Source organism: Acidimicrobiia bacterium (assembly GCA_035651955.1).
Lineage (GTDB): Bacteria > Actinomycetota > Acidimicrobiia > IMCC26256 > JAMXLJ01 > JAMXLJ01.
The window spans coordinates 24,830-35,220 of record DASRES010000078.1 but is presented as its reverse complement, the minus strand read 5'-3'; the positions used below and the strand labels follow the sequence as shown (position 1 = coordinate 35,220).

General features: G+C 72.2%; 9 protein-coding genes. 2 read left to right on the top strand and 7 right to left on the bottom strand.

The window, feature by feature from the left end; all coding sequences use genetic code 11:
• Both VFC33_16930 and VFC33_16925 read right to left on the bottom strand, forming a co-directional pair.
• Positions 1–534, bottom strand: a 534-nt coding sequence (locus VFC33_16930; GenBank protein ID HZR14926.1) for an FHA domain-containing protein, incomplete at its 3' end; no start/stop codon positions are given.
• Between the two features lie 140 nt (positions 535–674).
• Entirely contained in the window at positions 675–1,877 is a 1,203-nt protein-coding gene (locus VFC33_16925) for an amidohydrolase family protein (GenBank protein HZR14925.1), read from the bottom strand.
• A 141-nt stretch (positions 1,878–2,018) separates the two neighbouring features.
• Here VFC33_16925 and VFC33_16920 point away from each other — a divergent pair, with 141 nt between their 5' ends.
• Positions 2,019–3,926, top strand: coding sequence for a serine/threonine-protein kinase (locus VFC33_16920; GenBank protein HZR14924.1), 1,908 nt, complete (start codon positions 2,019–2,021; stop codon positions 3,924–3,926).
• Between the two features lie 190 nt (positions 3,927–4,116).
• On the opposite strand, the gene VFC33_16915 is transcribed toward VFC33_16920, so the two are convergent.
• Both VFC33_16915 and VFC33_16910 read right to left on the bottom strand, forming a co-directional pair.
• Entirely contained in the window at positions 4,117–4,980 is an 864-nt protein-coding gene (locus tag VFC33_16915) for an FHA domain-containing protein (protein ID HZR14923.1), read from the bottom strand.
• Positions 4,981–4,991: 11 nt separating this feature from the next.
• Positions 4,992–7,265 carry a serine/threonine-protein kinase gene (locus VFC33_16910; protein HZR14922.1) on the bottom strand — a complete coding sequence of 758 codons (2,274 nt, stop codon included), beginning with the start codon at positions 7,263–7,265 and terminating at the stop codon, positions 4,992–4,994.
• Positions 7,266–7,592: 327 nt separating this feature from the next.
• Between VFC33_16910 and VFC33_16905 the strand changes: the two genes are divergently transcribed.
• Complete coding sequence (locus tag VFC33_16905; protein HZR14921.1) at positions 7,593–8,243, top strand: class E sortase; 651 nt, start codon at positions 7,593–7,595, stop codon at positions 8,241–8,243.
• Between the two features lie 19 nt (positions 8,244–8,262).
• Here the strand turns inward: VFC33_16905 and VFC33_16900 are convergent, their stop codons facing one another.
• From VFC33_16900 to VFC33_16890, 3 genes are all read right to left on the bottom strand, one after another.
• On the bottom strand, positions 8,263–8,508 hold the full coding sequence (locus VFC33_16900; GenBank protein HZR14920.1) for a DUF2630 family protein: 246 nt from the start codon (positions 8,506–8,508) through the stop codon (positions 8,263–8,265).
• A 75-nt stretch (positions 8,509–8,583) separates the two neighbouring features.
• A complete protein-coding gene (locus VFC33_16895) occupies positions 8,584–9,453 on the bottom strand; it encodes a hypothetical protein (GenBank protein HZR14919.1) in 870 nt (289 codons plus the stop codon).
• 146 nt (positions 9,454–9,599) lie between these two features.
• Positions 9,600–10,382, bottom strand: coding sequence for an isocitrate lyase/phosphoenolpyruvate mutase family protein (locus VFC33_16890; GenBank protein HZR14918.1), 783 nt, complete (start codon positions 10,380–10,382; stop codon positions 9,600–9,602).
• Positions 10,383–10,391: the final 9 nt, after the last annotated feature.

Genomic DNA, 10,391 nt, shown 5'->3' with positions numbered 1-10,391 from the left:
CTCGACGTGGATCGCATCGCTCACGACATCCGCGGTGACGCGACGGCCGTCGACGATGGTGCCGTTCGCGGTGTTCAGGTCGCAGAGCAGCCAGGCACCGTCCTCGCGGCGGAGCTCGGCGTGGTAGCGCGAGACGTGCGGGTCGTCCACGACGACGTCGTTGTCCGTCGCGCGCCCGATGCGCACTCTGCTCGTCCCGTAGCGTCGCGAGACGACCGCGGTGGTCACCGCCCCGCCCGGGGTGACGAGCAGCGGGATCCCGTCGTCCGGATCCGCGAGCCGGATGACCGTCGGGCCGTCGATCACGAGACGCTCGACGCTTGCGCCGAGCACGAACGTGCCGTTCGCGCTGTGACGGTCCTCGATCACCCAGCCCTCACCGTTCCGGCTGAGGACTGCATGCACGCGCGACACGCGCGGATCGTCGACGCGCACGTCGGCCGAGGCGGACCGCCCGATCACGACCGTCGCGACGTCCTCCGCGAACGTCGCGTGCGTGTCCCCAACCTTGATCTCCACCGGCGGTGCCGTCATCCGCCCTCTGCCCCTGCCACACCGCCCCGGTGCGGCGCAGCATCATGGCGCGCGCCACGACGCGTGAAAAGTGGAAGCTGTCCGCACCCTTTTGGGAAGCGGAACGGCAAGCATGTTGCCGTCACGCTTCACGGAACGAGCTAGGCGGGGAGGACGCGCTCCGGCAAGGGGTGGCGGTAGAGGGCGGCCGCGTTCTCGCAGCACATCTTGCGCAGCTCGACGTTGGGGAGGTCGCCCCAGTACCGCTCGATGACGGCCTGCGTGTCGGGCCAGGTGCCGTCGCCGTGCGGGTAGTCGACCTCCACCATGATGTGGTCGACGCCGATCGTGTGGCGGGTGCAGATGGTCGACGGGTCGTCGATCGTGCAGAAACAGAAGTTCCGGCGCAGCACGTCGGCCGGGCGCTGGCCCCCGAAGCCGTCGAGCCCGTAGCCCGAGCGGTCGACGATGTTGTCGAGGCGGTCGATCAGCATCGCGACCCAGCCGACGCCACCCTCGGACATCGCGATCTTCAGGTTCGGGTAGCGGACCGCGTAGCCGGACCAGAGCCACTCCGCGCACGCGCTCAGGGACATCTGCCCGAACATCGTCGAGCCCAGCTGGATCGCCGGCGCACCGGGCGGCATCGGGTACATCCCCGAAGAGCCGACGTGCAGCGAGATCACGGTGTCGGTGTCCGCGCAGGCCCGGATGATGGGGTCCCAGTAGTCGTCGAAGATCGACGGCAGGTCGATGTTCTGCGGACGCTCGGGCAGCGTGACGGAACGGAACCCGCGCTCGGCGTTGCGGCGGATCTCCTGCGCGCCGAGCTCGGGATCGGTGAGGAACGTGATGCCGAGCGGGATGATCCGGTCCGGATAGGGCTGCCACCACTCCTCGTGGAGCCAGTCGTTCCAGGCCCTCGTGACGGCGAGCCCCAGCTCGGGATCCGAGCACTGCGAGAACACGCGCCCGCAGAACCCCGTGATCATCGACGGGAAGTTGAGCGAGGCCCACACGCCGTTGACGTCCATGTCGTGAACCCGCGCGTGGATGTCGAAGCAGCCCCGGCGCATCTGGTCGAACCGGAACGGCTCGACCCGAACGGTGTCGGGCCGCCGCCCGGCGACCGCGTTCATCCCGACCTGCGTGTAGCGCCCGCCGTCGAACTCCCACACCTGGTGACCGTGCTTGGTCTCGACGATGCGGGGGGCCAGCTCCTGCAGCGCGGCGGGAAGCCGCCCCTCGAACATGTCGGGCGGCTCGACGAGGTGGTCGTCCACGGAGATGACCGTGTACTTCACCTCACGCGGCTCCGGTTCCGGGAGGAACAGCTCGGGGTGCGGTTCGATCGTCGCGGTCATGCGAGGTCCTCCTCGGGCGGCCCCCAATTCTTGCAGGGGTGCCGACGGATCGGCCACCAGGACCACCGCGAGAAGTTGAGCGCCCACAGGGGCGGCCGGGTCGGTACGCTCGTGTCTCCACCGGGTGAAGAGAGGGGAAGGGTGCGGCGACTGGGTTCGGGCTACGCGCTCGAACGCATCGTGGGACGCGGCGGCACCGGCGAGGTGTGGCGTGCCCACGACGACGGCGGCGGGTCGGTCGCGGTCAAGATCCTGCGCCCCGAGTTCGTCGCCGACGACCACGTCGTCACCCGGTTCGTCCGTGAGCGCGACGTGCTGCGGTCGGTTCGCAACCCGCACGTGGTCGGCGTGCGCGACCTGGTCGTCGAGGGCGACACGGTCGCGATCGTCATGGACTACGTCGAGCACTCGGACCTGCGTGCGTTCATCCAGGACCAGGGCGGCGCGCTCGCGCCAGCCGTCGCGGTCCGCTTCGCGCGGGAGATGCTCGACGCGCTGGCCGCGGTGCACGGCGCCGGCGTCGTGCACCGCGACGTCAAGCCCGAGAACGTGCTCGTCGACATCGACGGCGACGGAGAGCCGATCGCCAAGCTGTCCGACTTCGGCATCTCGCGCCTCGTCGACGCCGCGACGGTCACGCGCATCACCGGCCTGATTGGCACGCCGCGCTACATGGCGCCCGAGCTGGGCACGGGGAGCGACCCGACGCCCGCGTCGGACGTGTACTCGGTCGGCATCGTCCTCTACGAGCTGCTCACCGGCCGGCCGCCCTTCGTCGGCGACCACCCCGTCGCAGTCCTGCGCGCGCACGCGCAGCAGCGCGTGCGCCGCCCGCGCGCGATCCCGCGCTCGCTGTGGGCCGTGCTGTCCCGGCTGCTCGCCAAGGACCCCGACGCGCGCTACCCCGACGCCGCCGCGGCCGCCGCCGCGCTCGCGGCCGTCGAGCCCGCACTCGTCGGCCTTCCTCCCCTCGTCACGACGCCCGCGAACGGTGCCGACACCGTGACCCCGCCGCGCCGGCACACGACCTTCGTCGAGGAAGCGAACGGGTCACGTGCCCACCGGACGGATTCGAACCGCAGCATCAGCGGTCGCGTGCTGTCGCTCGACCTGCCTCCGCGCGCGCGGCGGTCCGTGCTGCTCGGCGGTGCGTTCGCGTGCATCGCGAGCCTGATCATCTTCGTCGGACCCGTCGCGCTCCGCTCGCAGTCGCAGCCCAAGAGCGTCGAGCGCGCGTGGCTCGACTCGTACGACGGCTACGTCGTGCGACGCGAGTGGAAGCTGACGGGCGCGCACGGCAACGAGTTCCGCGCGACCGAGGTGATCATGGTGACGGACGCGCGTCTGAAGGCGAACACGCGCTATCTCGACGTGATCCCGAAGAGCCTCGCCGCGCGCGACACGGACATCGACTTTGTCGGGATCCCCCCGCAGGTCGTGCAGAAGGACCCGGTGTTCAACATCCCGCTCATGAACGCGTCGCGCGGCACGTTCGGCAACCTCAGCTATTCGATACGGGTCGGGAACGGTGCCCGGAGCGCGTCACGTCTGGACCAGTGGAACGCGGATCTCATCAGCGCGCGCAAGAACCTGCACGCGACGAACCCCGAGGTCCAGGTCCCGAAGACGTCGAAGTCGGTCGCGGCGAACCCCTCGCTCACCGACCCGAGCGGCAACACGAACCAGATCACGCAGGTCGCCTCGAAGACGACGCAGACGCCGCCCGCCGCGCTGCTCCAGTTGGTCGTCGGTCTGGTGAACCCCGCCGCTCCGACGACGGTCATCACCGACCCGACCCCGCCGGTGATCACGACGCCGGGTGACGGGACGTCGTCGACCACGACGACGACCGCGGCGCCGCCACCGACGACGACCACGACCGCGGCGCCGCCAACGACGACGACGGTCCCGGTGACGACCACGACGACAACGACCGTGCCGACGACGACCACGACGACGATCGATACGTCGACGACGACCACGACGACCACCACGACGAGCACGCCGCCCGTGAGCAGCGGCAGCACGTCGACGCCGCCGTCGTCGTAGCCCCGGCCCGGTCACACCGCGCTGTCGTGCGGGCCGGACCGGACGACGGATCGTGAGCGACGGCTCGCGAGATGGGCACTCCTACCTCTGGAGCGGAGCCACCCGCGCCCGCATACTCGAAGGGAACCAACTGGGGCAGGGTTCCGAGTAGGCGGGGTATCGGCGATGCAGCCGGTACCCCGCCTTCTTGCTACTCCGGCCGGCGGGGCGCGATGCCCAGCTGGAACGCGAGACGGGTCAGGTCGGCCCGGCGGCGCAGTCCCGTCTTCTCGTGGATGCGGTCGAGGTGGGACCGCACCGTCCGGATGCTGATGTAGAGCGCGTCGGCGATCTGCTTGTCCGTTGCGCCGCCCGCGATCAGCGCGAGCACCTCACGCTCGCGGCCGGTGATCGCCTCCTCGTCCTGCGCGTCGGTGCTGATGTCGACGCGCACGACGCCCGGGCGCACCCGCACGGTGCGCCCTCGCGCGACGACCTCGACGCGCACGCCCCCGCGGCCGTCGGGTGCGAGCTGCAACAGATGGTCGCCGATCTCGACGCGCAACGGACCGTTCACGACGGCCGATCGCACGCGACGGCGATCGACGACGACACCGTTGCCGCTCCCGATGTCGCGCAACTGCCATCGCCCGTTCGGCAGGCGCGCGATCTCCGCGTGATGACGCGAGACCGTCGCGTCGTCGAGGACGACGTCGTTGTCCGGCGCGCGGCCGATGTGCACGACGTCGACGTCACCGCCGGCGACCGCGACCGGTGAGGACGACCCCTCGGGCGTCAGCAGGATCGAGATCCCCTCGTCGGGATCGGCGAGGCTGAGCATCGTGGGTGAGTAGATCTCGACGACGCGCACCGGCTCGCCGTCGAGAAACGTCCCGTTCGCGCTGTCCTGGTCCTCGAGCTGCCAGACCTCGCCACGGTGGCGGATGATCGCGTGCACGCGCGAGACGCGCGGATCGTCGACCTGGACGTCTGCGCTCACGGTCCGTCCGATGACGATCTCGCGCGCGTCCACCGGGAACGACTTGTGGAAGTCGCCGACGCTGACCTCGAGCACGGCTGGTTCCATCAACTCGCGGGCAGCAGCTGCGTCGTCGCCGGGACGGTGGGCACGGCTGACGCGCTACACGCTCGGGACGTCGTCGTCCAACCATGACCGTCCGAGACGTACGTCGTGCCCGACCCGGCCGGCTGCACCAGTGCACCGGCGGGGAACCGCGCGGTGCCGAACACGGGCACGGTGATCGTGCCCTTCGGGACCGTCACCGCATGGGCGGGGTCGAAGTGCAGCGCCGCCGCGTCCCCGGCGCCGACGGCCACGCGCTGACCGTCGACCACCAGCCACAGCTGGCCGCCGGGGCCGTCCTGCAGCAGCGTCCCGTCACGCGGGGAGACCGGCAGCGTGGCGAGCCAGTCGGCGTCGGCGGGGACAGGCGAGCCCGCGGCGAAGTCGCCGATCGACCCCGTCGCCACACGCGCACCACCGGCGACGACCGTGACCGTGTGATTGTCGCTCGTGAACGCCGCGCCGTCCGCCACGTCGACGAGGTCGGCGGGAACGCCGATCCCCGGTTCGCACGGCAGCCGTGCGGCGGCGGCCGACGCGTGCGCGGAGCCGACGACGACGTCGACACGCAACTCGCGCGTCCCCAGCCGCGCGGTGAGCACCGCGGCGCCCGGCGAGCCGGCCTGGACGATCGGCCGCGAGTCCGCCCGCGTGCCACTCACGACACGCGCGACGTGCCCGTCCGACGACGACCAGGAGAGGCCGGCCAGCAGCGGCGCCTTCGCCGCCTCACCCGCGGTCGTGACGCCCGAGACGTTCAGGTATGCGCGCTGATCGCGGTCGAGCGTGAGGACGGCGGGTCGTGCTTCGGCGTCGGCGAGCCGCGCCGCCGCGTAGAGGTCGAGCGACTGCTCCCACTGCTCGATGCGGCGGACGTCGAGGCCGGTCGCCGTGACGGTGCGGTGGTACGAGATCGTCGTCGACTGCCCGGGCGCAAGCTTGACCGTGTACGACGTGAGCCGTCGCGTCGTGCCGCCTTCCAACGGCAGCTCGTCGATGGTGTCGACGGGGCTCGAGCCGACGTTCATGACGTGCAGCGTGACGTCGACGCGGCTGCCGTCGTGGCCGGAGAGGTCCCAGCTCCGCGCCATGACGACCTGGGAACCGAACGACGTCTGCAGCATCGGAGGGGCCGTCAACCGGACATGGTCGGAGGCCGCGCTCGCGCGACTGCGGGAGACCTCGGTCGCGACCCCGATGCCGACGCCGGCGAGGACGAGCGCGACCACGACGACACCGATCACGACGCCGCGGCGACGTCGACGCGTCGAGACCCGACGTTCACGATCGGTGCCGTCGCGGTGCGCGGTCGCACCGCGCGGCGGTGTGTGCGGCACGTAGGTCGGGGACTCGTACGCGTCGGCACGCGCGGCCGACGCGGCGCGCGCGTCCGAGCTGTCGATCTCCTCGACGTGCGCTCCGCCGTCCAGCGACGCGCGCAGGCGGCTCGCCGCGACGCGGGCGCTCGGCGGACGCCGGCGCGGGTCCTTCGCGAGCAACGCCACGAGCTGGTTCCACACCGCGCCGGGCAGGTCGGGCAACCGCAACGGCGGCTCCTCGACGTGGCGACGCAACACCGCGACCGCGGGACCACCCGCGAACGGTGTGCGACCCGAGAGCAGCTCGTAGAGGAGGATCCCCGCGCTGTAGAGGTCAGCCGCGGGTGTGAGGTCCCGTCCCTCGACGACCTCGGGAGCCATGTAGTCGGGCGAGCCCACGAGCGACGACGGCGTCGTCGACGAGGGTGACGACCGCAGCAGCGTCGCGATCCCGAAGTCGGTCACGCGCACGACCAGGTGGTCGCCGTCGCGCGTGACGAGGACGTTCTCGGGCTTGAGATCGCAGTGGACGACGCCGCGCTCGTGGGCCGACGCGAGCCCGTCGAGCACCTGCGCGGCGACGTCGACCGCGACGTCGACGGGCAGCGGACCCTCGCGGCTCAGCAGCGCGCGCAGGTCACCGCCGTCGACGAAGTCGGTGACGAGCGCGACCGTCTCCCCTTCGACGACGAGGTCGCGCAGGCCGACCGTGTGCGGATCGGCGAGGCGGGTGAGGATCGCCCGCTCGCGCAGGAACCGCTCGACGACGTTCGGGTCGGACGCGAAGTCGGAGCGCAGGAACTTGACCGCGACGGGGTCACCGGTGCGCCGGTCGAGCGCGCGGTGCACGACGCCCGTCGCACCACGTCCGATGCGCTCGTAGACGACGTAGGAGCTGCCGAGGGCGCGAGCGCCTTCCTCGTTCACCGTCGGCGAGCCGCCCTCCGTCGCCGTCACCCGATCTGCCCTCGCCGCCTCGACGCTCGTCCTGACGTCCACCGCGACCGGGGCATCATCGCCCCCCGACCCCGCGTGCAAAGACCGCCCACGACATCGCGTGGCGGCCCGGATCCGCCGCTCGTACCCCGCCCCACGTTCGACCGCAGAGACCCTCCTCCACCGCCGACGCGACCCGGAACCGTGGACGGTGCCCTCCCTCGCCCTGGCGCCCACGGACCGGGGACATGATCGCACGCGGCGAGGCCGCGAGCCCATGGCGGTGGCCGTGACCTGCCCGGACACGAGGCGATTCAGTCCCGGCGGCCGCGCGCCGATACCGCGCCCATGGGTGGAAGGAAGACGGGGGCCTTCGTCGCGCGGCCGGTGCGGATCCTCGGCGTCCTCGTGCTCGCGCTGGGGACCTTGCTGGTCGCTCCCGGGATCGCGTCCGCGGTCTCGCTGCCGGTCCCGGAGCCGACGCCGGCGCCGTACGACGCGAGCCGGCCCGGCAACCCGATCGGGCGGATCGTGATCCCGGCCGCCGGTGTGGACCGGGTCCTCTACGACCAGGTCACCGCGTTGTCGATCGACAAGGGCCCGTCGCACTGGCCGGGGACGGCGATGCCGGGCCAGCTCGGCAACGTCGTCGTCGCCGGGCACCGCACCACCCACGGGTCGCCGTTCCTGCATCTCGGCGACCTGCACCCCGGCGACACGATCACGTTCGTCATGCCCTCGGGGACGTTCACGTACCGGGTCACAGGCAGCGAGGTCGTCTCGCCGAGCGCGATGTGGATCGTGGACCAGCACGACGCGTACGAGGTCACGCTGTTCACCTGTCATCCGCCGGGATCGGCGACCGAGCGACTCGTGATCCACGGCGTGCTGGTGCCGAACCCCGCTCCGGCCGCGCCGGTGGTCACGCCCGCGCTCACGCCGGCGGCGCACCGCGTCCCCGCCGCGAGCGCGGCGGGCGGTCCGTTCCGCCTCGTCTGACGGCCGCGCTGCGCTGCGCCTACTGTTGGTAGCGCTCGACGGTCTCCGGGCCGCGCGCCGTCGCGGCGTCGGGGTCGGTGCCGAACTCGCGCCGCGCGCGCCGCTGCCGGAGCAGGTCCCAGCACTGGTCGAGCTGCACCTCGAGCGCGCGCAGGGTGTCGAGCTCGCGCTCGTTCAGGCCCACGCCCTCGCCGTGGCGGGTCCGGAGCTCGTGCTCCTGGCGGACGAGGTCGTCGATCCGGTTCACGAGGTCACGGTCGTCCACGGCGCATCCTCCAGGCGGGGGTTCCACGCGGCATCGTCGCGCGGAACCGGACCGCCCGTCGTGCCCGCGGTCGGGCTACGCGGCGTGGCGTTGTGAGACGTAGCGACGCGTCGCCTCGCGCACCGCGTGCGTCACGAGCTCCGGGTGACGGGTCGCGGCGTCGTCGAGCGCGGCCTCGAGCGCGCGGTCGTCGTGCTGCGCGACGACATCGGTGAACCCCGGGACCGCGAACGCGAGCAACCGAGTGAGCTCGTCGTCGGACGCGCGGCCGTGCTGCACGGCGACCGCGATCGGCCGCAGCGCGTCCGCCTCGTTGCGCGCGCCGCGCACGGCGTTCGGCCCGTGCGGGTTGAGCTCGAAGCTGCCGTCGTGGAGGAACAGCAGGTGCGCGCGGACGAGACGCTCGATGGGCGCGTCGAGCTCACGCACGCCCGACACCACGCGTGCGTCCTCCCACGACACCGGGTCGTCGTCGTGCGTGGCGAGGAAGCACAGCGCCCAGTACAGCGACGACGCGTCGCGATCGAGGTCGTCGAGCGCGAACGCGGCGAACTCGGGTCGGCAGAGATGACGGCGCCAGTAGCGGTACCGCTCCTCGGCGCGCTCGTCGCGCTCCGCCACGCACGCGCGGCAGGGACACGTCGCGACGGGATCGCGGTGACCGCACAGGACGCAACTACGGTGGTCGTCGCGCCGGTCGGCGCGGGATCGGTAGACGAGACCCGTGCTGCAGCGCGGGCAGCGGCCGGGCGCCTCGATCGGCGTGACGTGCTCGGCGAGACGGGTGCTCGCCGGGATCCGCTGCGTGCCCTTGCCCGGCTGGACGAGCTCGATCTCGAAGCGGCGCGCGATCACCTCGGCTGGCTCGTCAGTGTCCCAGTAGGCGCGATCGAGGTCCGCCTGGAGGTGCGGGTCGAGTCCGGCACGAGCGTGGGCATGCAACACGAACGACCTCCCGCCTGCCATCCCGTGGACGCGCCCGTCCGGCGCGCCCGGGTACTCCGCCTGGCTGGCTCAGGTGTCACCATACCCGACAGGAATCACACCGGTGTAACTTTCAGCGACCCTCCGGCCACGAGGGGCGCTCGGGCTCATGCCGGGCCGAACAGCGCCGCGGTGTCGCCGGTGCGCAGGCCGGACGCGACGTCGCCCACGAAGCGCGTCACGGCGCGGTACATCCCGCCGCCGAGGCTCACGCGCCGGACACCGAGCTCGCGCAGCGTCGCGACGTCGGGAGCCGCGCGCGTGAGCAGGACGTTGACGGGCGCGGGGTCGAGCGCACGCACGAACCGCTCGATCATCGACGCGTCGGCGAGCGTGATCGGGTAGACGCAGTCGGCGCCGGCGTCGACGTACGCACGGGCGCGCGCGATCCCGTCGTCGAGCACGGCCGCGTGATCACGCGAGCGGACGAACGAGTCGACGCGCGCGTTCATCACGAGCGGTACACCGGCACCGTCGAACGCCGCGCGCAGGGCACGGAGCCGCGCCACCTGCGCGTCGACGTCGGTCAGCGCGTGCGTGGTGTGGTCGGTGTCCTCGAGATTGAAGCCCGCGACCGAGGCCTCGACGAGACGCGCGGCGAGGTCGTCCGCGGCGAGCCCGTACCCGGACTCGACGTCCGCGGTGACGGGAACGTCGACGGCGCGCGCGATGCGGGCCGCGGCCGCAAGCATCTCGTCGGCGGGTGCCTGCTCGTGGTCTGCCCAGCCGAGGCTCTCCGCGACCGCGGCGCTCGACGTCGCGACGACCGGGAACCCGGCGTCGACGACGACCTTCGCGGTCGCGGCGTCCCAGCAGTTCGGGAGCACGAGCGGCTCGGGACCCTGGTGCAGCCGGCGCAAGGTCGCGACGCGGTCGGGCGACGTGGGCACGTCACCCAT

Bases quoted from the DNA above. Each gene is read 5' to 3' on its own strand.
- VFC33_16905 (HZR14921.1), top strand. From the start codon at position 7,593: ATGGGTGGAAGGAAGACGGGGGCCTTCGTCGCGCGGCCGGTGCGGATC.
- VFC33_16925 (HZR14925.1), bottom strand. From the start codon at position 1,877: ATGACCGCGACGATCGAACCGCACCCCGAGCTGTTCCTCCCGGAACCG.